Source organism: Plantactinospora endophytica, assembly GCF_016862915.1.
GTDB lineage: Bacteria > Actinomycetota > Actinomycetes > Mycobacteriales > Micromonosporaceae > Plantactinospora > Plantactinospora endophytica.
The window spans coordinates 91219-115489 of record NZ_BONW01000030.1 but is presented as its reverse complement, the minus strand read 5'-3'; the positions used below and the strand labels follow the sequence as shown (position 1 = coordinate 115489).

Genomic DNA, 24271 nt, shown 5'->3' with positions numbered 1-24271 from the left:
CTTCGGAGCCCACATCTACACACCGTGTTGATCAAAGCGATTCCCAAGCTGACGGTTCGATGATCAACGACGCTGTTGCACTCGCGGACCACCCTGCGGGCGGCCTCCGGCCGTCCTCGGGTGTCCGCAGCGCCATCCCCTCTGGATGCCGTGACGATCGCGTGGGCTGTTGGCCGCCGTCGGGATGAGGCGATCAGCTGCGGCGCCGCTGCGCGGCTTGCCATCGAAGCTACCTCGGGTGGCTCCGCGGGGTCAGCAGAAAGTCAGCGAACGCCGTACCGCGCGGCCGACGACGATCATGCTCCGCAGCACGACCACCACTCCTGACCACGCGGTACGGCACTCGATCGCACTCGGCGCTACGGCCGATCACTCTCCCCCGACGGGGGTCGTCGCTTTTGGGAGTTAAGCGCATTCACGCTGGTCACGACCCACTCATGCTGCTCCGGCCGGATCGCCACCAGTCGCCCTGCCCGGGTTGGGTGCTGGCTCGGGACGTACCCTCAGTCCTCCCTGGCGATCGGGGCGAGGTAGCCCCGGAGCACCTTCTTGAGTTCGCGTACCTCGGCGGGACGTTCTGGTTCCGGGGCGTCAACGACGGCCGGGAGCATTGCCTGGAAGATGCGTACCAGGACGCGGGCGGCGCGGTCGCGGTCCTCGTCGGGCAGTTCGGGGTCGAGAGCGGCGAGGATGGCCGCCACCCGGCCGAGTAGGGCGGATTGGATCGGCTGGGCCGCCCCGGTCAGTCCGGCCGGCATGTCGGGGCGGGCGAAGAGCGCCTTGAACCCCGGGTTCGCCACGTTGAACGCCACGATCGGGTCCACCACCCGGTCCAGCAGTTCGTCGAGGTCCAGCGCCGCGAAGTCGAGGTTCTCGAACGCGGTCCGGTGCGTACCGCCCATCTCGGCGACGAACCGGTCGGCGAGGGCCTGCGCGATCGCCTCCTTGTTCGGGAAGAACTGGTACAGCGACCCGGGGGAGATGCCGGCCGCCGCCGCGATCGCGTTGGTGGTGGCCTTCTCGTAGCCGAGCTGCGCGAACACCTTCGCGGCGGCGTCCAGGATGTCGGCCATCCGGCGCTCGCCCCGGGCCTGTCGACGCCGCGTCCTGGGCTCCTCGGTCACGCGGTGCTCCTCGGTCATGTGGTGCTCCTCGGTCACGTTGACGGCACACCCCTCCTAGTAAACGCGAGCGATTGCTCGTATTCTCGTATCCCAGAAACACGACTGATTGCTCGTACTTTACCAAGGGGGCGTACGTGCTGACCCGGTTCGTCGGTCGTAGACCACTGTGGATAGTCGTCGTCGGGGTGCTGGTCACGCTCGCTTCCGCCGCGATCGGTGCGGGGACGATCGACGCGCTCTCGCTCAACCGGTTCGAGGCGCCCGGCTCCGAGTCGATGCGCGCCCGCGACGCCCTGGCCGCCGGCTTCGGCACTGGCAGTCCCAACGTCGCGCTGCTGGTCACCGCCCGCCACGGCACCGTCGACAGCCCCGACATCGCGGCGGCCGGCGCCGCACTGACCAGCGAACTCGCAGGCTATCCGGGCGTCGGCGACGCCTGGTCCTACTGGACCCGAAACGCCCCGGCCACACTGCGCGGCGAGGACGGCCGGCAGGCGCTGGTGCTGGCCTGGATACCCGGCGACGCCAACCAGGTACGCCGGGAGATCCTGCCCGAGCTGACCCCACGGTTCACCCGCGACGATGGCACGCTGACCGTCGAGGTCGGCGGCGGTGACGAGGTGTTCCGCAGCGTGATGGAACAGGCCAGGCGGGACTTCGTCCGCGCCGAACTGATCGTCCTGCCGATGGTGTTCCTGCTGCTCTGGCTGGTCTACCGGCGACTCGCCCCGGCCCTGCTCACCCTCGGCGTCGGCATCTTCGCCGTCGCCGGAGCACTGGCCATCCTGCGCGGCGTGGTCACGATCGTCGACGTCTCCACCTTCGCCGCCAACCTTGCCCTGGTACTCGGCATCGGCCTCGGCGTCGACTACGGACTCTTCGTCGTCTTCCGCTTCCGCGAGGAGCTACACCACTCGACAGACCCGGGCGCCGCCGGCCACGTGCGGGAGGCGGTCGCCCGGACGGTACGCACCGCCGGCCGGACAGTGCTGTTCAGCGGCATCACCGTCGCCGCATCCCTGGCGGTGCTGCTCGCCTTCCCGTTCCCGTTCCTCGCCTCCTTCGCGTACGCCGGGATTGCCGTGGTCTTCGCGGCCGTGCTCGGCGCGACGGTCGTGCTGCCGGCGGCGCTCGCGCTGCTCGGCCACCGTGTCGACCGGCGCGGCGCGTCGCAGCACAACACCGGAACCTTCTGGTACGTCACCACGCGCCACGTGATGCGCCGCCCGCTCCTGCTCGGCGGTGCCGCGCTGGCGATCCTGCTGCTGCTCGGCTCCCCGTTTCTCGGCGTGCGGTTCGGGCTTCCCGACGACCGGGTGCTCCCGCAGTCCGCCCCGGTACGCCAGCTCTACGACCAGGTACGCGCCAACTTCGCCGCCGAGGAGGCGGACGCGGTGCAGGTCGTCGCCCCGACCGGTACCCCGTCGACCGTCGGCTCCTACGCCGCCGCGCTGTCCCGACTCGACGGGGTGGTCCGGGTCGACTCGGCGGCCGGCTCCTACGCGGCCGGCCAGCCCGTACCGACACCGACCGGAATCCGGAGTGGGACTGGGACAGGTGGAGGCAGCGCCGGGCCGGGGACGTGGCTGTCGGTCGTACCCTCGGCGGAGCGGCTGTCGCACGACGCGGTCGGCCTGGTCCGCGCGGTGCGTGCCGAGCCGGCTCCCTTTCCGGTCCTGGTCGGCGGCTATCCGGCCGAGCTGACCGACTATCGGGACGGGGTGACCGAGCGGTTGCCGCTGGTCGCCGGCCTGATCGTCGCCGTCACCCTCGTCGTGCTGTTCCTGATGACCGGCAGTGTGCTGGCACCGCTGAAGGCGTCCGTGCTCAACCTGCTGAGCCTGTCGGTGATGTTCGGCGTGCTGGTCTTCGTCTTCCAGGACGGCAACCTCGCCGGGTGGTTGGACTTCACCCCGACCGGCGCCATCGAACCGAGCATCCCGATCCTGATGTTCTGCGTCGCCTACGGCCTCAGCATGGACTACGAGGTCTTCCTGCTCGCCCGGATCAAGGAGGAGTACGACCGCACGGGCGACCCGGTCGGCTCGGTGCCGGCCGGTATCGCCCGGAGCGGTCCGCTGGTCACCGCGGCGGCGGCCGTGCTCGCCGCCTCGTTCGCCACCTACGCCACCGGCCAGGTCGTCTTCCTCCAGCAGTTGGGCGTGGGGATGGCGCTGGCCGTGCTGGTGGACGCGACGCTGATCCGGGGCGTGCTGGTACCCGCGCTGATGCGGCTGGCCGGGCACGCGAACTGGTGGGCGCCGGGGCCGCTGCGCCGACTGCACCACCGGATCGGCCTCACCGAGTAGCCCCGCGGGTCGACGGCGGTTGCTACACGTGGTGCAGGGCGCGGGCCAGGGTCGCCGCCGCCTGGGCGGTGACCGCCTGCGCGGCCTGGGTGTCGGCCAGCGCGTCGAGCATCGCCATGTCGTGGATGATGCCCTGGTAGCGCACGTGTGTCACGGGTACGCCGGCCTGGCGCAGCTTTGCCGCGTACGCCTCGCCCTCGTCGCGCAGCACGTCCGCCTCGTTCGTGGTGATCAGGGTCGGCGGCATGCCCTTGAGCTGGTCCGGCCTGGCGTGCAGCGGTGACGCCAGCGGATCGGACCGCTCGGCCCGGTCCGGCAGGTACTGGTCCCAGAACCACATCATCTCGTCCCGGCTGAGGTAGTAGCCGGTGCCGAACTCGCGGTAGGACGCGGTGTCGAAGTTGGCGTCGGTCACCGGGTAGAGCAGCACCTGCTCGGCGAAGCGGGGGCCGTTACGCTGCCGGGCCAGCATCGTCAGCACGGTGGCCAGGTTGCCACCGACCGAGTCGCCCGCGATCGCGATCCGGGTCGGGTCGATGCCGTAGTCGTCGCCCTGGGCGGCGATCCACTGCGCCACCGCGTAACACTCCTCGATCGCGATCGGAAACCGCGCCTCCGGCGCCCGGCTGTACTCCGGAAAGACGATCGCCGAGTTGGACTGCACGGCGAGTTCGCGGATCAGCCGGTCGTGGGTGAGGGAGTCCCCGAAGACCCAGCCCGCGCCGTGGATGTAGAGCACCGCCGGAAGCATCCCGCCGACTCCGCGAGGCCGCATCATCTCCTGGGCCACGGACCGGATCCGGTCGCCGAGGCCCGCACCGGTCCCACCGAGCCGGCCGGCGCCCCGGGGTTTGACGATCCGCACCGGTACCTGCCCGGAGGGGCCACCCGGCACCACGATGTCCTCGATGTCGACCTCCGGGCGTGGCGTGTTGCCCGACTGCAGGTCGGCGAGCTGCGCCCGCCCCTTCTCCGGCCCGAGTTGCCAGATGAACGGCGGGTTCGCCGTCTGCCGGACGATCTCTTCCGCGGCCGGCTCCAGCACCACCGAGGTCATGCTCACGGACTGCGCCATCACGTCCCCTCCCTCCGACCCGCACCGCCGTGGCACGGTGCCGACCTGCGGTTCGGGTACCCGGGCCGGCCTCGAATATGGCCTGGTCGGCGTCGTCCGCGCAGGCTGTCGGTTCCGCTGTCGGGACGGCTGGGTTCCGCTGTCGGGATCGCCGCTGAATGTCCTGGTTCGCATATCAGATCCACCGGTCGAGCGGAGGTTGTCCACAGCCGTCCGAGTTATCCACAGGGCGGGATTTCACCTGCTCGGGGCAGGGGTCCGGGACGACAGGGTGTGGCGGTAACCGGACCGCCCGTTGGAGCCGGATCCCACCGCTGGAGGACGTGATGCCACCGCGTACCCAGGTCCGTCCCGGACCGCGCCTGCCCCTGGTCGTGACCTCGGACAACGAGCTACTCGACGAGCTGCTCCGGCTCGCGGCGGCGGGTGGCGGCGAGGTGGAGGTGGCCGCCGACCCGCCGTCGGCCCGGTCCCGATGGGCCGCCGCGCCACTGGTGATGATCGGCACCGACCAGGCCCAGGCATGCCTGCGGGCGAGGCTGCCCCGCCGACCCCGGGTGGTCCTGGTCGGCCGCTCCGGCGAGGGGGACGGCGGCTGGGAGGTGGCCGAGCTGCTCGGCGCCGAGCACGTCGCCGTGCTGCCGGCGGCCGAACCCTGGCTGGTCGACCGGTTCGGCGAGGCGCTCACCGGCCGGGGTGCGGTGGGTGGCCCGGCCCGGATCGTCGCGGTCATCGGTGGGCGCGGCGGGGCCGGCGCGAGCGTACTGGCCGGCGGGCTCGCGATCACGGCCGCCCGGTGCGGCCTGCGTACCCTGCTGGTCGACGCCGACCCGCTCGGCGGCGGCCTCGACCTGGTGCTCGGCTGGGAACAACTGGAAGGTCTGCGCTGGCCGGCGCTGACCGAGGCGGACGGCCGGGTCGACGCACCCGCGCTGGTCCGGGCGCTGCCCAGCCGGGGCGACCTGGTGATGCTCTCCTGGGATCGCGGCGACCTGCTGGCGCTGCCGGCCGAGGCGATGGCGGCCACCATGGACGCCGGCCGCCGTGGCCGGGACATCGTCGTCGTCGACCTGCCCCGGCAACTCGACGACGCGGCCGTGATCGCACTCCAGGCGGCCGACCAGGCGTTCGTGCTGGTTCCCGCCGAGCTGCGGGCCACCGCCGCAGCCGCCCGGGTGGTCGCGGTCGCCGGGCTGCACTGCACCAACCTCTCGGTCATCGTGCGCGGTCCGGCGCCGGGCCGGCTCAAGGCCCGCGAGGTCGCCCGGGCACTGGACCTGCCACTGGTCGGCACCTTGCGTCCCGAGCCGGGACTCTGCCGCAACCTCGAACGCGGCGAGGCTCCGGCGGCCGCCGGGCGGGGGCCGCTGGCCGCGCTCTGCCAGCGCATCATCACCGACCTCACCGGAGCGGCCGGCGTCCCGGCCGAGGCACGATGACGCCGCGGGGCGCCTGCGCAGCCACCGGGATGGCCCGGTCATGAGGAGTGATCTCGCCGCCCGGGTCCGGAGCCGGTTCGCCGCCGAGGGGACCACCGTGACACCGGCAGCCGTCGTTGCCGCCGTACGCGCCGAGCCCGGTGCCGCCGTACTCGGTGACACCACCGTGCTGCGGATGGCCACCCGGGTGCACCACGATCTCGTCGGCGCCGGCCCGCTGACCCCGTTGCTCGCCGACGACGAGGTCACCGACGTACTCGTCAACGGCGCCAAGGTCTGGGTCGACCGGGGTTGCGGACTGTCCCCGGTGCCGATCCTGCTCGGCGGCCCCGACGAGGTACGCCGACTTGCGCAGCGGCTCGCCGCCGCCTGTGGCCGACGACTCGACGAGGGCAGCCCGTACGTCGACGCGCGGCTGCCGGACGGCACCAGGCTGCACGCCGTACTGCCCCCGGTGGCGACCAGCGGGCCCTACCTGTCGCTGCGTACCTTCCGTCAGCGCCCCTTCACCCTCGACGACCTGGTACGCCACGGCACCCTGCCCCGGGCCGCCGCCGCGCTGCTCGCCGCCGTGGTCGCCGCCCGGCTCGCCTACCTGGTCGTCGGAGGCACCGGCTCCGGCAAGACGACCCTGCTGAACACCCTGCTCGGCCTGGTACCGCCGACCGAACGGATCGTGCTGGTCGAGGACGCCGCCGAGTTGCGGCCGGTGCATCCGCACGTGGTCGGCCTACAGGCCCGCACCTCCAACGTGGAGGGTGCCGGCTCGGTCGGGCTGAGCGACCTGGTGCGGCAGGCCCTGCGAATGCGCCCCGACCGGCTGGTGGTGGGCGAGTGCCGGGGCGCCGAGGTGGTCGATCTGTTGTCCGCCCTGAACACCGGGCACGAGGGCGGGGCAGGCACCCTGCACGCCAACGCCCCGGGCGACGTACCGGCCCGCCTGGAGGCACTGGGTCTGCTCGGCGGGCTGCCCCGACCAGCGCTGCACGCCCAGGTGACCGCCGCCCTACAGGTACTGCTCCAGGTTCGGCGTACCGCGACGGGACGGGTGTTGGAGGCGGTCTGCCTGCTGCTGCCGGCGGGGCCGGAGCGGCTGGTCACCGTCGTACCGGCCTGGCGTCGGGATCGGGGCGTCGGCCCGGCCGGCCCGGCGCTGGCGGCGCTGCTAGCCGAGCGGGGAGTGCCGGTGCCACCCCTGCTCGACACCGCCCACCCGAGCAACTCGGCATCCCGATCGTGGCCGCCGTCCGGGCCGGGGCAGGGGCGGGAGATCACCCGGGGTGGACCGTGACCACGTGGTGGCTGGCCGGCGCCTGCCTGGTGGGCGCCGCAATCCTGGTCGGCTGGCCGTCCGGGCGGCTCCGGGCCCGGCGCCGCGCCGTGATCAGCGGGCGCCACACCGCCGACACCGTGCAGGAGTCCGGCTCCGGGGACATCTCCACGGCGATCGGACCGGGTGCACGGTTGCCCCGCTCGGCGGCGCTGGATCGGCTGTTGACCTCGGTGCCGCCCTGGCGGACAGTGCTCGTCGGTGTAGTCCTCGGTGGCGTCGGCGGGGCACTCGCCGGTGGACCGGTCGCCGCGCTCGCCGTCGCCGCCTACACCGGCCTGGCGGTACGCGCCCTGCTGCGGCGCCGGGCCAACCGGACAGCCGAGCACGCGCACCGCCGCCAACTCGACGAGCTCTGCGCACTCGCCGCCGACCTGCGCGCCGGACTCCCACCGTCGACGGCCCTGTCGACGGCCACGTCGGTGGTCGACGGGCCGGACCGGTTGGCCGGTCTCGCCCGCGCAGCGGTACGCCTCGCCGAGGAGACCGGTGCGCCACTGGCCGACCTGGTCGAGCGGATCGAGGCCGACGCGCGGGCGATGGACCGAGGGTTGGCCGCTGCCGAGGCGCAGGCGGCCGGTGCCCGAGCCACCGCCTGGCTGCTCGCCGGGCTGCCGGCCGGCGGAATCGCGCTGGGCTACGGCATCGGTGTCGACCCGCTGGCGATCCTGCTGCACACCCCGATCGGAGCCGCCTGCGCGGTCGGCGCGATCATCCTGCAACTCGCCGGCCTGGCCTGGGCGGCCCGGCTCGGCGGCGCCGGCCGATCCGCTCGTGTCGCCACCTCGGAACGCTGATGACGGCCCGGACGCTGGTACCGGCAGTTCTGGCGGGTCTCGCCCTGCTGCTGGCGCTCGTCGGCGTGCCCGCCCGCCGATCGCCCCGACAGCGACTCTCCGCACTCACCCCCGCCCGCCAGCCGGCTCGAACAGGCAGCCAGACAGCCAGCCGGGTAGCCAGTCGGACCGGCACCGGATCACACAGCGGTACGACTGCGGGATTCGGTCCGGCCGGAAACGGGCCGGGCTGGGCGGGCCCGATCGACCTCGTCCGGATCGGTGCCGGCCTGGGCGGGCTGGCGGCCGGAGTTCTACTGGGCGGCTGGCCTGGCCTCCTGCTCGGGGTGCTGACGGCGGTCAGCCTCGACCGGCTGCTGCGCCGTCTCGAACCGGCGGCCGCCCGACGGCGCCGGCTGCGCGAGTCCGCCGACCTGCCACTCGCGGCAGACCTGCTCGCGGCGGCGCTACGGGCCGGCGCACCGGTCGACGGTGCCGTCTGTGCGGTCGCGGAGGCTCTCGCCGGCCCACTCGGCGAGCGGCTCACCGAGGTGGGTCGGACCCTCCGGCTCGGCGGCACGCCGGAGGAGGCGTGGGCGCGGCTCGGACCGGTGCCGGGCGCGGAGCGGCTGACAACGGCGGCGGTGCGCTCGTCGGCGAGTGGCGCCGCGCTCGCCGGGGCGTTGACCCGACTCGCCGACGACCTGCGGGCCGACCGGGCGACCGGTGCTGAGGCGGCGGCCCGTCGAGCCGGTGTGCTGATCGTGCTGCCGCTCGGCCTCTGCTTCCTGCCCGCCTTCATTCTCGCCGGCCTGGTGCCGGTGATCGTCGCCGTACTCGGCGACGTGCTCTGACCGAACCGAGAGAGGAACTCCATGCTGCGCAAGTTGACCGCCCGGCTCCGGGGCGACGCCGGGATGAACACCGCCGAGTACGCCGTCGGCACCCTCGCCGCCGTCGCCTTCGCCGGGATCCTGCTGAAGGTGTTGACCTCCGGTCGGGTCCAGGCCGCATTGGCGAGCGTGATCGACCGGGCCCTGTCGTGATCCGGCGCTGGCCGGTCGACCGCGACCGGGGCTCGGTCACCGCCGAGTTGGCGGCCGGCCTGCCGGCGCTGCTGTTGTTGCTGCTCGCCGGGCTCACTGCGGTGAACGCGGTGACCACCAAGGGGCAGTGCGTGGACGCGGCGCGGGAGGCGGCTCTGGCTGCCTCCCGTGGCGCCCCGGGTGTGCCGGCCGGCACCAGGGCCGCGCCGCCGGGCGCGGTGGTGTCGGTCTCGGTGACCGGCGACCGGGTGGTGGCCACCGTACGGGCACCGGTGCGTACGCTCGGTGCGCGGCTGCCCCGGATCACCGTGACCGGGACCGCCGTGGCGGCAGTCGAACCCGGTGCACCGGAGCCGGTGTCATGACGCCCGACCGCACCGCACCCCGGACACGGCTTGGACTGGACTGGACCCGGCGAGGCCTGTTCCGCCGGCTGGTCCGGGTCCGGCAGGGTTTGCTTCGCCGGTTGGATCGGGGTCGGCGAGGCCGGCCGCTGGGGCTGGACCGGGCTCGTCGAGCTGGTGCCCGTTGCCGTCCAGCCTGGTGCGTGGCAGCAGTCGCGGCTGTTCCTGGCCCGGCGCGGGTGTCGTGGGCAGGTTCCGGCAGCGGGTCCGATCGAGGCAGCGCGAGCCTGTGGCTGCTCGCGGTCGGGCTGGCGCTGGTCGTGTTCAGCCTCGGCGGAGCGGCGGTCGAGGCCGCTCGGGTGGCCCGGCACCAGTCCCGGGTCGCGGCGGATCTCGGCGCGCTCGCCGGCGCCGCCCACGCGATCGAAGGCGCGGACCGGGCCTGCGCCCGCGCGGCAGCCATCGCCGCCGCGAACAGCGCCCGGATCACCGGGTGCACGCTCGACGGATTCGACCTCCAGGTCACCGCCGAGGTGACGGTCGAACCGCTGCCCGGGATGAGCCGGGTCGCCCGCGCGACAGCTCGGGCCGGACCGGTCCGGGGCGACAGCGGCCCAGCCGCCTGACCTGGCGCTACGGACCGAGTACGTCCAGTTTGGCGTCGATTCCCTGCACCGCTAACCGGAGCGACGGGACGCCTGTGAGAGCCGCTGATCCTGGGGAAGCAGATTCGGCTGCGTCCCGCAGGTCCGGCCTGGCAGCTACCGCCTGGCTGGCGGAGTTGCTGGCGGGACGAGTTGCACCGTGGGACTGCTGCTGCGGTTCCACGACGCGTCGTACGCGACCACGTAGATCGTCTCGTACCCGCCACGCGGCACGATCACTGCGGAGTTGGTGGTGACCTTGGCGTCGACCCGGATCTCGTCGAGGGCGAACACGTGGTAGACGTGGTATTCGACCACGCCGATGTCGTCCGTCGCCGGCTCCCAGGTGACCTGGTAGCCGTTCGGCGTGACGGCGGTGACCACCGGGGCGCCGGGCGCGCTGGGCCGGACCGTGTCGTCGCCACTGCGCGGGAAGCTCGGCGGCTGGTCGACGGAGGTCCGTGCGGAGAACGAGGACGTGTTGCCGACCGCGTCGCGGGCGGTGACCGAGAAGTGGCTTCGTGCCGCCGTCGGATTGAGTTGCAGGGTCAGCGGCGAGTTGTCCGGCACGATCCGGGCCACGTACTGCGAGTAGAACTGGTCACCCTGGTAGACCCAGTACTGCGTCACTCCGACGTTGTCGGTCGACGCGGGCCAGGTGATGGTCACCGCTCCCGGTACGACCGACAGCACCTGCGGCTGGCCGGGCGGACTCGGCGGCTGGATGTCCGGGGCCGGCGGCTCCACCAGGACGTCGTCGAACCATCCGGTGGCGTACCCGGTGGCCAGCCCGATCCGGCCCTGGCCGAACTGGCTGTCGGTGGCGCTGACCGAGACGGTCCCGAGCTGCCCGACGAGTTGGTTGCCCAGCAGGGCGAGCCGGAGCGTCTGCCAGCCGCCGATCGCGGCGGTCGCCGGTGCGGAGGCGAGCACGGTGACCCGACCGGCGACGAGTTTGCCGAGTTCGAGTTGACCGTTGCCGCGCAGGTTCAGGTAGTAGTGGCTGGTGCTGGACTGGACCCGGGCGAGCAGCCCGATCGAGGAGCGTGCGCTGCTCAGCGCATTCGGCCTGACCTGTGCGCTGACCGTGTAGTCGGTCCAGGTGGAGTCGCCGGCCCGGGCGCTGGCGGCGGCACTGCCGGAGCGCTGCCGGTACGCCCGCGTGGTGTCGGTGCCGACCGACCACTGTCCGCCGGCGGTCGACCAGCCGGCGGCGTTGCCGTCCTCGAAGTCGTCCGTGAACAGCGGAGCCGCCGCCGCTGCGGGCGGTTGGCCATCCGCCGCCGTTGCGTGCAGTCGGCTATCCGCCGCCGTTTCGGGCAGGTGGGCATCCGCCGCCGCCGGTCGGGCCGGGGCGGTGCCGTGCGGGACGGCCCGGGCGACGGTCGCGGGCAGCGCGCTGGCGAGGGTGGCGGTGGTGACCAGCGCCAGCCCGGCGGCGATCGGGGTGTACCAGCGGCGGCCGGGAGCGGCCACGGTGCTGACGGGGGTGGACACGGCGGCGACCTGCCTTCGGGGGACGGGACCGGGCGCGGCGACAGCCGGTACGGGCGAGGAACGCTCACGCAGCGTGAGGGAAGTCAACTCTAGGTGCGTGGATTCGAGGGTGTCAATGCGATCGCGGAGGGCGCGGCTTCACCCGAATGTGATCGGTACACATCTATTGACTTAGTTTGGAACCAAAACTAAATTTTCGGTGAGCGATGTCGCGCGCGTCATCTCCGGGCCGCAGTCGAACCGTTCGACTGCTCCGGCTGTCCCGGCGTCCGTCCCGTTGCCGCCGGGCCGACAAGGAGGTCATCGTGCTGCGTTCCCTACGTCTGGCGGTCGGCGCGTTCGCGCTCGCCGTCGTACTGACCGTCACCGCCGCACCCGCGCCCGTGCGGGCCGCCGTCTGGAGTTCCAGTGACCGCTGGGGCACCTGGTCGAGCGGCGGGTACACGCTCTACAACAACATCTGGGGTTCGGGGCACGGCCCGCAGACCATCTGGGCCAACTCCACCAGCAACTGGGGGGTCTGGGCCAACCACCCGAACACCGGCGGGATCAAGGCGTACCCGAACGCCACCCGCTACATCGGCCGCCGGGTCAGTGCCCTCGGCAACGTCACCAGCAGCTTCAACGTCACGGTGCCTACCAGCGGCAGTGGCCTCGCCTACACCACGGCGTACGACATCTGGACCACCGACCACGCCCACGAGATCATGCTCTGGATGAACAGGTACGGGCCGGTCGGTCCGTTGGGCAGTTTCCAGGTCAGGGCGTCGGTCGGCGGGCACACCTGGGACGTCTACCGGGGCTCGAACGGGTCCAACCAGGTCTACTCGTTCATCCGGAGCGGCAACACCAACTCCGGCACGGTCGACGTCCGGGCGATCGCCACCTGGATCCGCGCCCGGGGCTGGTTCGGCGACGTGACCATCGGCGACGTACAGCTCGGCTACGAGATCACGTCGTCCGCCGGTGGTCGGGACTTCGTCACCAACAGCTTCTCGGTCTCCGGCTGACCGCCGGTCCGGATCGGTCGCCAGCGGGGCCGGCGGCCGTGCCTGGGGTGCGGCCGGGTCAGCGGATGCTGCCCTCGGTGGCCCGGCGCACCACCCAACTGTTCAGCACCTGGTGGATGCTGTGCAGCATCTGGTGGATCTGGTCCAGGCGTTCGGCCTGGGCCAGTGCCGCGTACGCCTGCGACAGCGCGATCTGCTGATCGACAGTCAGATGTGCCTGGTCGATGGTGTACAGCAGTTCGACGGTCTCGGCGATGGTGTCGGCCACGACGTCCTCCTCAGGCGGATCCGTGGAAGCGCTCCCAGCCTAACTTAACCGCATCCACATAGATCCATGCATGCGAATACCGACTAACCGCGATCAGGTCTCGTCCGGCCCGGCCGGAGCCACCCTGGCCAGGTTCGAGAGCACCACGTCGAGTACCCGGACCGCCTCCGGCTTCGCCAGCGGATTGTTGCCGTTGCCGCACTTCGGGGACTGGACGCAGGACGGGCAGCCGGCCTCGCACCCGCACTCGGCGATGGCGTCCCGGGTCGCCCCCAGCCACTCCGACGCCGCCCGGTACGCCCGCTCCGCGAACCCCGCCCCGCCCGGATGGCCGTCGTAGACGAATACCGTCGGCGCCTCCGTGTCCGGGTGGTTGGCGGTCGACAGCCCGCCGATGTCCCAGCGGTCGCAGGTGGCGACCAGCGGCAGCAGTCCGATCGCGGCGTGCTCGGCGGCGTGCAACGCCCCCGGCATCTCGGCCGCCTCCACCCCGGCCGCCGCCAGCGACTCCGGCGAGACGGTGAACCAGACCGCGACCGTACGCAGTTCCCGGGCGGGCAGGTCCAGCGGCAGGGTGGCCAGCACCTCACCGGAGGCGAGCCGTCGGCGCTGGTACGACACCACCTGGCTGGTCACGTCGACCTCGCCGAGGAACATCCCGACCGGCCCGCAGTCGAGGTAGGAGCGGACCGAGACGACGGAGAGCGAGGTGACGTCCCGGGGATGGGTGGACCAGTCCGGCTCCTTGGTGTGCACCAGCGCGCAGCCGTCGTCGAGATCGAGGTCGTCGACCACGTACGACACGCCCTGGTGCAGGTAGACCGCGCCGGGGTGCACCTGGAAGTGTGCCGACGCCGGGTCCACGGTGCCGAGCAGCCGACCGGTCGACGACTCGACCACGTCCACCGGGGCGCCGCCGGTGCCGCGCAGGTCCACCTCGGGGCGCCCGGCGTGCCGCCAGTACCAGCCGGTCGGGCGGGACCGGAGCGCACCGGCGGCCACCAGCGACTCGACCGCGTCCTTCGCTCCGTCGCCGAAGAGTTCCAGGTCGGCCGGGGTCAGCGGGGACTCCGCCGCCGCGCAGCAGAGCTGTGGCCCCAGCACGTACGGGTTGGCGGGGTCGAGCACGGTCGCCTCGACCGGCCGGCCGAACAGCGCCTCCGGATGGTGCACCAGGTAGGTGTCCAGCGGGTCGTCCCGGGCCACCAGCACGGCGAGCGCCTCCCGGCCGGACCGCCCGGCCCGGCCGGCCTGCTGCCAGAGCGACGCCCGGGTGCCGGGGTAGCCGCAGATCAGTACCGCGTCCAGGCCGACCAGGTCGACGCCGAGTTCCAGTGCACTGGTGGAGGCGAGACCGAGTAGTTCACCGCCGAGCAACGCCTGTTCCAGGGAGCGGCGCTCCTCGCGGAGGTAGCCGGAGCGGTAGGCGGCGACCCGGCCGCCCAGCCCGGGCACGGCCTCGTCCAGGGAGCGCCGGGCGGTGGTGGCGATCACCTCGGCCCCGCGCCGGGACCGGACGAAGGCCAGTGTCCGGACCCCGGCCGCGACGGTGTCGCTGAGCAGGTCGGCGGTCTCCCGCAACGCGGAACGGCGTACCGGGGCGGCGTCGATGCCGGCGCCGGCCACCGCCGGTACCGGATCGGTGCCGGCCCCGATACCCACCGTGACAGGTCCGGTGTCGGTGCCGATCGTGACAGGCCCGGTGTCAGCACCCGCCGTGACAGGTCCGGCGCCGGCCCTGACAGGTCGGGCATCGGCATCGGCCGTTACCAGTTCGGCGAGGTCGGCCGGCTCCAGGCGGTCCGACGGCGACGAAGACGACGGCGGTGGGAGCAGCGGCGGCTCCCAGAGGGCGAAGGTCAACCCGCCGCGCGGCGCGGTGTCCTCGGTGACCGCCGTGACCGGCAGCCCGGTCAGCCGCTCGGCCGCCGCGGCCGGGTCGCCGGAGGTCGCCGACGCCAGCACGAAGACCGGGCCGTCCGGCGTCGGCCCGGACCCGCCGGTCCCGCTCCGCTGCCCCGGCACCGCCTTTCCGGGAGTACCCGGATAGCGCGCGGCCTGCCGTCGCAGCCGACGCAGTACGTGGGCCACGTGCGACCCGAAGACGCCCCGGTAGGTGTGGCACTCGTCGACCACCACGAAGGCGAGCCGGCGCAGGAAGGCGGACCACTTCGCGTGCCCGGGCAGGATCCCGTGGTGCAGCATGTCCGGATTGGTCAGCACGAACCGGGAGTGCGCCCGGATCCAGTCCCGCTCGGTACGCGGGGTGTCGCCGTCGTAACACGCCGGTCGTACCCCGTCCAGACCGAGCGAGGCGACGGACCGGAGCTGGTCGGCGGCGAGTGCCTTGGTCGGGGCCAGGTAGAGCGCGGTGGCCCGAGGGTCGGTGAGCAGCGTTGCCAGGGCCGGAAGCTGGTACGCGAGGGACTTTCCGGACGCGGTGCCGGTGGCGACCACCACGTGCCGGCCGGCGTACGCGTGCCCGGCCGCCTCGGCCTGGTGCCGCCACGGCGCGACCACGCCCTGCCCGACGAGGGCGGTACGCAGCTCGGCCGGCACCCACTCCGGCCACTGCGCCACCGTACCGGCTCGGGCCGGCACCCGTTCGACGTGCGTGACCGGGCTGCCGGCGCTGCCGGTGGTGCCGAACGCGGCCCGGCCGCGCAGCCGGTCCAGCAGCTCGCCCGGGGCGGGGCGACCGGTCGGGCGGGAGTCCTCGGCCCCGCTGCCGGCCGATACTGTTGCTGGAAACGTCACGCCCTGCACTCTCGCACTCTCGTACGTGCGTCGGAAGGCGGGGTAGCGGTCGGTCCACTGTCGGTGCGCGGTCCGCTGGTCGATGGTTAGATGCCCAGGAGCGTTCCTGGCGGTCAGAGGAGGACTGATGGATCTGTCGCTGACGACCCGCACCATCGGTGAGCACACCGTGTTGGAGGTCGGCGGCGAGGTGGACGTCTACACCGCACCCCGGCTCCGCGAGCGTCTGGTCGAGCTGATCGACGGCGGGGCCCGGGCGATCGTCGTGGATCTCGGCCGGGTGGACTTCCTCGACTCGACCGGCCTCGGCGTGCTGGTGGGGGCGCTCAAGCGGCTGCGTCCGGTCGGCGGGACTTTCGGGCTGATCTGTGACAAGGAGCCGCTGCTCAAGATTTTCCGGATCACCGCCCTCGACCAGGTCTTCCCGATCTACCCGACGCTGGAGGCCGCCACCTCGGCCGATTCGTCCGGTACCGATGCGTGATGTCGACGCGCCGATGCCTGATGTCGACGGTCGACGCGTGATGTCGAGCGTCAAACTCTCCTTCACCCCGGCCCCGGTCCACGTCCGTACCGCCCGGCTGGTCGGGGTCGCGGTGGCCCGGCGGGCCGGTGTGCCCGAGGAACTGCTCGACGAGGTACGACTGGCGATCGGCGAGGCGTGCGCCCGCGCGGTCGCCCTGCACCGGCAGTACGGGCTGACCGACCTGGTGCTGGTGGAGATGTCGGACGGTCCGGCGTACACGGTCCGGGTGATCGACCGGGCGCCGATCGAGGCCGGGCTGGGGTTGGCCGCGCTGCCTCCGGACGAACTGGCCGACGAGTCGCTGACCGACGAGGCCCTGACGGTGGGTGTCGGGTTCGCCCTGCTCGCGGGCTTTGTCGAGGACCTCCAGGTGCGCCCGGTGGACGAGGGTATCGGCACCGAGGTCCGAATGGCCTGGCCCCTCGGCCGGTAACCCGGGACGTCTTGCCGCTAACCCGGGACGTCTGCGGTCCGGGTGGCCACGCCGCTCGGCCGGTAACCCGAGAGGTCTGCGGTCCGGGTGGCCCGGTCGCTCGGGCGGCAACCCGGGACGTCCGCCGGGGATGATCCCGGGGCGCTGCCGGGCGGCGCCGGTACCCGCATTACCAGACCGCCGCCGCTAACACAGCGACGAAGATCATCGCGACCGGGTGGGTCCTCTGTGTGACCTCCAACACGACGGACCGCTAGAGTACCCGGGGTTATCAGCAAGTGTGCTGGTCGCGCTCCTGCGGGCGGGTGAGCATCGCCGGTTGTGGGGGTCCGGGTCCGAGGGCGCTTGCGAGTCTGTCGCTCCACGCGTGGAGACGTCTGGCCGGTTCGTCCGCCGGCCCGGCGCGAGTGTTCGGTACAGGAGGACATAGATGTCCCACAATTGGGCCGCCGACAGTGGCGGGCTGTCCCTCGGCGGCGAGAACCTGACGTACGTCGTCGTCGCGGCGGTTATCGCCCTGGTGGCGCTCGGCTTCGCGGGTGCGCTGACCAAGGCCGTGCTGTCGACCGGCAAGGGCACCGAGAAGATGCAGGAGATCGCGGGGGCCGTGCAGGAGGGGGCCTCGGCCTACCTGCTGCGCCAGTTCCGCACCCTCGGCATATTCGTCGTGGTCGCCGTGATCCTGCTCTTCCTGCTGCCGGTGCACGACACCGACGGCAGCGAGACGCTGGTGAAGATCGGCCGCTCCGGCTTCTTCGTGGTCGGCGCCCTGTTCAGCGCGTTCATCGGTGGCGCCGGCATGGCGCTGGCCACCCGGGCCAACCTGCGGGTCGCCGCCGCCGCCCGGGAACACCAGGGCGGCCGGGAGGCCGCGATGCAGATCGCGTTCCGTACCGGTGGCGTCGTCGGCTTCCTCACCGTCGGCCTGGGCCTGGTCGGGGCGGCGGCGGTCGTCCTGATCTACAAGGGCGACGCGCCGACCGTGCTGGAGGGCTTCGGCTTCGGTGCCGCGCTGCTCGCGATGTTCATGCGGGTCGGCGGCGGCATCTTCACCAAGGCCGCCGACGTCGGCGCCGACCTGGTCGGCAAGGTCGAGCAGGGCATTCCGGAGGACGACCCGCGCAACGCGGCGACCATCGCCGACAACGTGGGCGACAACGTCGGCGACTGCGCCGGCATGGCCGCCGACCTGTTCGAGTCGTACGCGGTGACCCTGGTCGCCGCACTGATCCTCGGTCGGGCGGCGTTCGGCGAGCACGGGCTGGTCTTCCCGCTGATCGTCTCCACCATCGGCGTGCTGATCGCCATCCTCGGGGTGTTCATCACCCGGCTGCGGGCTGGCGACCGGTCCGGGCTCACCGCGATCAACCGGGCGTTCTACGCCTCCGCGGTGGTCTCGGCGATCCTGGTCGCGGTGATGTCCTTCGTCTACCTGCCGGCCACCTGGGCCGGGCTGCTCGGCGACGACTGGCGGGCCGCGCTCGGCCTCGCCGACGACGCCGGGACGCCGCTCGACCCCCGGATCCTCGCCATCGGCGCCGTCGTGATCGGCATCGTGCTGGCCGCCGCCATCCAGGCGCTGACCGGCTACTTCACCGAGACGAACCGGCGACCGGTGCAGGACATCGGCAAGTCGTCGCTGACCGGTCCGGCCACCGTCGTACTGGCCGGGATCAGCGTCGGGTTGGAGTCGGCGGTCTACTCCGCACTGCTGATCGGTGCCGGGGTGTTCGGCGCCTTCCTGCTCGGCGGCGGGTCGCTCACGCTCTCGCTCTTCGCGGTGGCGCTGGCCGGTACCGGTCTGCTCACCACGGTCGGCGTGATCGTGGCGATGGACACCTTCGGGCCGATCTCCGACAACGCGCAGGGCATCGCCGAGATGTCCGGCGACATCGACGAGCAGGGCGCGCGTACGCTCACCGAGCTGGACGCGGTCGGCAACACCACCAAGGCGATCACAAAGGGCATCGCGATCGCCACGGCGGTACTGGCGGCCACCGCGCTCTTCGGGTCGTACACCGACACGCTGGGCACGGCACTGCGGGACGCGGGTTCCGACCTGTCGATCGACGGCCTGCTCAACGTGGCCAACCCGCGCAACCTGGTCGGCCTGATCGTCGGTGCCGCCGTGGTGTTCCTCTTCTCCGGCCTGGCCATCAACGCGGTCTCCCGCTCGGCCGGTGCCGTGGTCATGGAGGTACGCCGGCAGTTCCGCGAGCTGCCCGGGATCATGGATTACAGCCAGCGGCCGGAGTACGGCAAGGTGGTCGACATCTGCACCCGGGACGCGCAGCGCGAGCTGATGACTCCGGGGCTGCTCGCCATCCTGGCGCCGATCGCGGTCGGTTTCGGGCTCGGCCCGGGTGCGCTGGCCGCGTACCTGGCCGGTGCCATCGGGGCCGGCACCCTGATGGCGGTCTTCCTGTCCAACTCCGGCGGTGCCTGGGACAACAGCAAGAAGCTCGTCGAGGACGGTGCGTTCGGTGGCAAGGGCTCGCCCTCGCACGAGGCCACGGTGATCGGCGACACCGTCGGTGACCCGTTCAAGGACACCGCCGGGCCGGCGATCAACCCGCTGATCAAGGTGATGAACCTGGTCTCCCTGCTGATCGCCCCGGCAGTGGTGGCCTGGAGCGTCGGCGAGGACAAGAACACCGCGCTGCGGATCGGGGTCGCGGTCGTCGCGGCGCTGATCATCGTCGCGGCGGTGGTGTTCAGCAAGCGCAAGTCGGTGGCCATGTCGGACTCCGACCCGGACACCGGAGGTACCGGCAGCGGCAGCTCCGACCAGCAGCCGCAGACCGCCAACGCCTGAGGCGATGGCCGTTCGACCCGGGTCCGTCGCACACGCGGCGGACCCGGGTCCGTTTCCCGGGGCGGTGTCACCGGTGCCCGGCACGGGTCGGGTCGACCCGTCCGTGGCCGGGTCCGGGGCGGCTCGGCCGATTACCCCCCTCGCGAAGTCCGCTCCAACCCGTACGCTGCAACGCATGCGTACCCCCCGCACGGCATCCGCCGGTAGGTTCACGGCGGCCCTGTGCACGATCGCCCTGCTTCTCGGGGGCTGCGCCGGGGGACCCACCCCGCAGGCCTGGGCCGCTGCGGTCTGCGCCGCACTGGCACCGTGGCGGGCCGAGATCGGGACGCTGACCCGGAGCACCCAGCAGCAGATGACCGCGCAGACGAGTCCTGCGCAGGCCAAGGAGAACCTGGTCCGGCTGCTGCGCGGTGCCGAGCAGGCCAGCGAGACCGCCCGGCAGAAGGTGGCGGCGGCGGGCGTACCGGACGCCGAGAAGGGCGAGGCGGTCTCCGAGGGCTTCGTCGCCTCGCTGACGGCGGTCCGGGACGCCTACGGCCGGGCCGGCACGGCGATCGAGGCACTCGGCACCGGGCAGCCCGGCGAGTTCTACGACGGGGTCAAGGCCGCGGTCGACACCCTCAACAAGGAGTACGACGCCAGTTCGCTCGACACCAGCGAGCTGGACTCGGTGGAGTTGAAGCGGGCCTTCGACGAGGTCCCGGAGTGTCGCTGACACCGCCCCTCCCGCCCGTACCGGCCGAGTCCTCCGACCCGGCCGGCGCGGCACCCGAGCCACCCGACCCGCCCCCGCCGCCAGAGCCACCCCCGGAGCCGCCCGCCCCCCGAGAGCCCTCCTCGCCTCCGGAGCCGCCCGCCCCCGGAGAGCCGTCCCCGCCTCCGGAGCGGCCCGAGGCACCGGCCGAGCCGGTGGTGCCGCCCGAGGCACCGGCCGAGCCGGTCGTGCCGCTCGACCCACCGGCCGAGCCGGTCGTGCCGCCGGCCCGGCAGCTCTCGCTGTTCGGGGTCGAGGCCGCCGATCCGTCCGTCGGTGACCTCGCCGGGCTGCTGGCCGGGCCGGGTGAGCTGGTCCGGATGGGTGGCACGGCCAGGATCACGATCGTGGTGGACGCCGCCTGGCGGGTGCACGTACTGGTCGCCGAGCTGGCCCGCCGGGGGCTGACCGCCAGTTGGCTGGGCCGGGTGGCGGAGCAGCACGGGGTGCAGACGTCGTACAGCACGCTGCTCGCCCCGTTGGGCGCGAGCTGGTTGCGCGGCACGGAGAAGCGACCGCCGCCGAACTTCTTCCTGACCGGTCCCCGGCTCCGGCTCTGGGCGGCGGCGGCCGGTCGACCCGAGCCACTGGGCTTCTCGCTCCGGCTCGGGCCGGCCGACGAGGCGTGCTGGGAGCCGGTCGGGGCGGCGCTGGCCGCGATCGGTCTGCCGGCGGTACTGCTCGACGCCCGGGCCGGCGGTCCGGCGTACCGGATAACCGGGCGGCGCCGGCTGGCCCGGCTCGCGGAGTTGGTGGGGGACCGGCCGCCGCCCGCGCCGCCGAGTCAGTGGCCGGGTGGCACCTCCTGACTACACTCCACGGGTAGGCGCCGACGCGGCTCGGACGGATCGACCGGTGTCGTATCCCGGACAGCCGAGAGTCAGATTTGTTCGGTTAATCCGATTAGTGCCTTGCTGGTGGCGGCGTGATCCGTCCGGTTGGTCCCGCACGGATCGCCCGTGGGTGTACGGTGTCGCCGTCCGGCATGACCGCCCGTCCCGCGTTGTTGCACCCGGCGTCACCGCAGCGTAGCGGTGCTCTTCTCGGCCCGCGCAACTCCACGGTCGGGGAGCGCGTTACGTTGGACGTCTGGCCACCGGGCGGTCGAGCCGACCCCGGCGGTCGAGCGCGGACAGGGCGGTCCGCAGGGGGAAAGATCGTGAGTGAGGTCAGGAGAGACGTGCCGAGCAACGCCAGGAGCACCCGTCTGGTCATCGTCGAGTCACCGGCGAAGGCCAAGACGATCTCGGGCTATCTCGGCCCGGGATACGTGGTCGAAGCCAGCCTTGGTCACGTCCGTGACCTGCCACGCAACGCCGACGACGTGCCCGCCAAGTACAAGGGTGAGTCGTGGGCCCGGCTCGGCGTCGACGTCGACAACGGGTTCGCCGCCCTCTACGTCGTGTCGCCCGACCGGAAGCAGCAGATCACCAAGCTGACCCGGCTGGCCAAGGAGGTGGACGAGGTCTTCCTCGCCACCGACGAGGACCGCGAGGGCGAGGCCATCGCCTGGCACCTGGTGGAGACGCTCAAGCCCAAGGTGCCGGTCAAGCGGATGGTCTTCCACGAGATCACCCGACAGGCGATCCAGGCGGCTGTGGCCAACCCGCGCGAGATCGACCGCGACCTGGTCGACGCCCAGGAGGCCCGCCGGATCCTGGACCGGCTCTACGGCTACGAGGTCTCCCCGGTGCTGTGGCGGAAGGTCCGGTCCGGGCTCTCCGCCGGCCGGGTCCAGTCGGTGGCCACCCGGATCGTGGTCGAGCGCGAGCGGCAGCGGATGGCGTTCCGCAGCGCCGAATACTGGGACATCCTGGCCACCCTCGGCGTGCAGGGCGCCGCCGACGGGCCGCGCAGCTTCTCCGCCACCCTGGTCGCGCTGGACGGCGACCGGATCGCCACCGGCAAGGACTTCGAGCCGACCACCGGCCGGGTGAAGCCGGGTGCCGGGGTGACGCACCTCGACGCGGACGGCGCCCGTGGCCTGGCCGCCCGCCTCGAAGGGCGGCCGTTCACCGTCACCCGGGTCGACGAGAAGCCCTACCGGCGCCGCCCGTACGCGCCGTTCATCACCTCCACGCTCCAGCAGGAGGCAGCCCGCAAGCTGCGGTTCTCCTCGCAGCAGACGATGCGTACCGCGCAGCGGCTGTACGAGAACGGCTACATCACCTATATGCGTACCGACTCGGTGAACCTGTCCGAGACGGCCATCGCCGCCGCCCGCCGGCAGATCGCCGAGCTGTACGGCGAGCGGAACGTGCCACCGGAGCCGCGCCGCTACACCGGCAAGGTCAAGAACGCCCAGGAGGCGCACGAGGCGATCCGCCCCGCCGGAGACAACTTCCGCACCCCCGGTGAGCTGGCCAACGAGCTGTCCGGCGAGGAGTTCCGGCTCTACGAGCTGATCTGGCGCCGGACCATCGCGTCGCAGATGACCGACGCGGTCGGCTCCAGCGTCTCGGTGCGGATCAGGGCGGTCTCCAGCGCGGGCGAGGAGGCCGACTTCGGCGCGACCGGCAAGACCATCACCGAGCCGGGCTTCCTGCGGGCGTACGTGGAGTCGTCCGACGACGAGAACGCCGAGGCCGAGGACGCCGAGCGGCGGCTGCCGAACCTGGTCAAGGACCAGCCGCTGACCGCCGAGGAACTGGCCGCCACCGGCCACCACACCCAGCCGCCGTCCCGCTACACGGAGGCGTCGCTGGTCAAGTCGCTGGAGGAGCTGGGCATCGGCCGCCCCTCCACGTACGCGTCGATCATGCAGACCATCCAGGACCGGGGGTACGTCTTCAAGCGCGGCCAAGCGCTGATCCCGTCCTTCCTGGCGTTCGCCGTGGTCGGCCTGCTGGAGCGGCACTACCCACGGCTCGTCGACTACAACTTCACCGCCGCCATGGAGAACGAGCTGGACGAGATCGCCGGTGGCGACCACGCGGCGGTGGACTTCCTGACCTCGTTCTACTTCGGCAGTCCGGACGGCGGCGACCAGTCGGTGGCCCGCTCCGGCGGGCTGAAGAAGATGGTCACCGAGAACCTGAGCGAGATCGACGCGCGCAGCGTCAACTCGATCCCGCTGTTCCGGGACGACGAGGGGCGCGACGTCGTGGTCCGGGTCGGCCGCTACGGCCCGTACCTGCAACGGAACCTGCCCGGCGCGGAGCCGGCGGCTGCCGCGCCCCGGGACACCGGCGACGGCGGTCCGGCCGAGGACGCGGCGGCGACCGGCGACCGGGCGCCGATCCCGGAGGGTGTCGCCCCGGACGAGCTGACCCCGGAGAAGGTGCACGAGCTGTTCCTCGGCGGCGGCGGGGAGCGCAAGCTAGGCGAGCACCCGGAGACCGGTGAGCCGATCGTGCTGAAGTCGGGCCGGTTCGGCCCGTACGTCTCCAGTGGCGAGCGCAAGTCGTCACTGCTGCGCTCGCAGTCTCCGGACTCGCTGTCGATGACCGAGGCGCTGCAACTGCTCACCCTGCCCCGGGTGGTCGGGGTCGCCCCGGACGGTGCCGAGGTGCTGGCCGCGAACGGCCGCTATGGCCCGTACGTGAAGCGTGGCGACGAGTTCCGGTCGCTGGAGTCCGAGGAGCAGCTCTTCACGGTCACCCTGGAGCAGGCGCTGGCCCTGCTGGCGGCGCCGAAGACCCGGCAGCGCCGGGCGGCGGCCCCGCCGCTGCGGGAGATGGGCGCCGACCCGCTGACCGAGAAGCCACTGGTGATCAAGGACGGCCGGTTCGGACCGTACGTCACCGACGGCGAGACCAACGCGTCGCTGCGGCGCGGCCAGACTCCGGAGGCGCTGACCCTGGAGGAGGCGTCGGAGATGCTGGCCGAGAAGCGGGCCAAGGGCCCGGCGCCGCGCAAGCGGGCGGCCAAGAAGGCTCCCGCGAAGAAGGCGACCGCGAAGGCCACCGGCACCGCCGAGGCACCCGCCAAGAAGGCAGCGGCGAAGAAGACCACCGCCGCGAAGAAGACCACCGCCGCAAAGGCGACGAAGGCGACGGCGGCAAAGGCGACGGCGGCGAAGAAGGCCCCGGCCAAGAAGGCCGCCCCGCGCAAGGCCACCACCGCCGCCGACCCGACCGACTGACCCACCAAGATCCACGGCAAGTAATGGTTCCCGGCGA

20 protein-coding genes are annotated in these 24271 nt (G+C 72.6%); 15 read left to right on the top strand and 5 right to left on the bottom strand.

All coding sequences use genetic code 11. The features are described from left to right. Nucleotides 1–503: 503 nt before the first annotated feature. Nucleotides 504–1142, bottom strand: a complete 639-nt coding sequence (locus tag Pen02_RS29050; RefSeq protein ID WP_203869305.1) for a TetR/AcrR family transcriptional regulator — start codon at nucleotides 1140–1142, stop codon at nucleotides 504–506. 116 nt (nucleotides 1143–1258) lie between these two features. Between Pen02_RS29050 and Pen02_RS29045 the strand changes: the two genes are divergently transcribed. After that, nucleotides 1259–3433, top strand: a complete 2175-nt coding sequence (locus Pen02_RS29045) for an MMPL family transporter (protein ID WP_239141477.1) — start codon at nucleotides 1259–1261, stop codon at nucleotides 3431–3433. Between the two features lie 22 nt (nucleotides 3434–3455). Here the strand turns inward: Pen02_RS29045 and Pen02_RS29040 are convergent, their stop codons facing one another. After that, entirely contained in the window at nucleotides 3456–4508 is a 1053-nt protein-coding gene (locus tag Pen02_RS29040; protein WP_239141475.1) for an alpha/beta hydrolase, read from the bottom strand. A 326-nt stretch (nucleotides 4509–4834) separates the two neighbouring features. Between Pen02_RS29040 and ssd the strand changes: the two genes are divergently transcribed. From ssd to Pen02_RS42065, 7 genes are all read left to right on the top strand, one after another. After that, nucleotides 4835–5947, top strand: coding sequence for a septum site-determining protein Ssd (gene ssd / locus Pen02_RS29035; protein ID WP_372445688.1), 1113 nt, complete (start codon nucleotides 4835–4837; stop codon nucleotides 5945–5947). Nucleotides 5948–5987: 40 nt separating this feature from the next. Then, a complete protein-coding gene (locus tag Pen02_RS29030) occupies nucleotides 5988–7238 on the top strand; it encodes a TadA family conjugal transfer-associated ATPase (protein WP_203869304.1) in 1251 nt (416 codons plus the stop codon). Then, on the top strand, nucleotides 7235–8074 hold the full coding sequence (locus tag Pen02_RS29025) for a type II secretion system F family protein (RefSeq protein WP_239141452.1): 840 nt from the start codon (nucleotides 7235–7237) through the stop codon (nucleotides 8072–8074). The genes Pen02_RS29030 and Pen02_RS29025 overlap by 4 nt, the downstream gene beginning before the upstream one ends. Beyond that, nucleotides 8074–8907 carry a type II secretion system F family protein gene (locus Pen02_RS29020; RefSeq protein WP_203869303.1) on the top strand — a complete coding sequence of 278 codons (834 nt, stop codon included), beginning with the start codon at nucleotides 8074–8076 and terminating at the stop codon, nucleotides 8905–8907. Before Pen02_RS29025 ends, Pen02_RS29020 begins: the two co-directional genes overlap by 1 nt. Nucleotides 8908–8928: 21 nt before the next feature. Continuing rightward, a complete protein-coding gene (locus Pen02_RS29015; protein WP_203869302.1) occupies nucleotides 8929–9099 on the top strand; it encodes a DUF4244 domain-containing protein in 171 nt (56 codons plus the stop codon). Beyond that, nucleotides 9096–9464, top strand: a complete 369-nt coding sequence (locus Pen02_RS29010; protein ID WP_203869301.1) for a TadE family type IV pilus minor pilin — start codon at nucleotides 9096–9098, stop codon at nucleotides 9462–9464. Before Pen02_RS29015 ends, Pen02_RS29010 begins: the two co-directional genes overlap by 4 nt. Nucleotides 9465–9682: 218 nt before the next feature. Further along, nucleotides 9683–10069, top strand: a complete 387-nt coding sequence (locus Pen02_RS42065) for an Rv3654c family TadE-like protein (protein WP_239141450.1) — start codon at nucleotides 9683–9685, stop codon at nucleotides 10067–10069. Between the two features lie 135 nt (nucleotides 10070–10204). On the opposite strand, the gene Pen02_RS29000 is transcribed toward Pen02_RS42065, so the two are convergent. Continuing rightward, on the bottom strand, nucleotides 10205–11584 hold the full coding sequence (locus tag Pen02_RS29000; RefSeq protein ID WP_203869299.1) for a fibronectin type III domain-containing protein: 1380 nt from the start codon (nucleotides 11582–11584) through the stop codon (nucleotides 10205–10207). Nucleotides 11585–11889: 305 nt separating this feature from the next. Between Pen02_RS29000 and Pen02_RS28995 the strand changes: the two genes are divergently transcribed. Then, on the top strand, nucleotides 11890–12594 hold the full coding sequence (locus Pen02_RS28995) for a GH12 family glycosyl hydrolase domain-containing protein (protein ID WP_239141448.1): 705 nt from the start codon (nucleotides 11890–11892) through the stop codon (nucleotides 12592–12594). 58 nt (nucleotides 12595–12652) lie between these two features. Here the strand turns inward: Pen02_RS28995 and Pen02_RS28990 are convergent, their stop codons facing one another. Continuing rightward, complete coding sequence (locus tag Pen02_RS28990) at nucleotides 12653–12862, bottom strand: hypothetical protein (protein ID WP_107262234.1); 210 nt, start codon at nucleotides 12860–12862, stop codon at nucleotides 12653–12655. 93 nt (nucleotides 12863–12955) lie between these two features. Next, the gene (gene sftH / locus Pen02_RS28985) at nucleotides 12956–15541 is read right to left on the bottom strand and encodes a DEAD/DEAH box helicase (RefSeq protein ID WP_203869330.1); all 2586 of its coding nucleotides are present in this window, start codon (nucleotides 15539–15541) and stop codon (nucleotides 12956–12958) included. 205 nt (nucleotides 15542–15746) lie between these two features. On the opposite strand from sftH, the gene Pen02_RS28980 reads away from it, so the two are divergent. The 6 genes from Pen02_RS28980 (at nucleotide 15747) to topA (ending at nucleotide 24234) form a co-directional block, all read left to right on the top strand. Then, on the top strand, nucleotides 15747–16103 hold the full coding sequence (locus Pen02_RS28980) for an STAS domain-containing protein (protein WP_203869297.1): 357 nt from the start codon (nucleotides 15747–15749) through the stop codon (nucleotides 16101–16103). Between the two features lie 37 nt (nucleotides 16104–16140). Continuing rightward, a complete protein-coding gene (locus Pen02_RS28975) occupies nucleotides 16141–16578 on the top strand; it encodes an ATP-binding protein (RefSeq protein ID WP_203869329.1) in 438 nt (145 codons plus the stop codon). A 430-nt stretch (nucleotides 16579–17008) separates the two neighbouring features. Beyond that, a complete protein-coding gene (locus Pen02_RS28970) occupies nucleotides 17009–19393 on the top strand; it encodes a sodium-translocating pyrophosphatase (protein WP_203869296.1) in 2385 nt (794 codons plus the stop codon). A 175-nt stretch (nucleotides 19394–19568) separates the two neighbouring features. Beyond that, nucleotides 19569–20111: a hypothetical protein gene (locus Pen02_RS28965; protein WP_203869295.1), complete on the top strand. Its 543-nt coding sequence runs from the start codon at nucleotides 19569–19571 to the stop codon at nucleotides 20109–20111. A 197-nt stretch (nucleotides 20112–20308) separates the two neighbouring features. Then, on the top strand, nucleotides 20309–20959 hold the full coding sequence (locus Pen02_RS28960; RefSeq protein ID WP_372445687.1) for a hypothetical protein: 651 nt from the start codon (nucleotides 20309–20311) through the stop codon (nucleotides 20957–20959). A gap of 371 nt (nucleotides 20960–21330) precedes the next feature. Further along, a complete protein-coding gene (gene topA, locus Pen02_RS28955) occupies nucleotides 21331–24234 on the top strand; it encodes a type I DNA topoisomerase (protein ID WP_203869327.1) in 2904 nt (967 codons plus the stop codon). Nucleotides 24235–24271 lie beyond the last annotated feature (37 nt).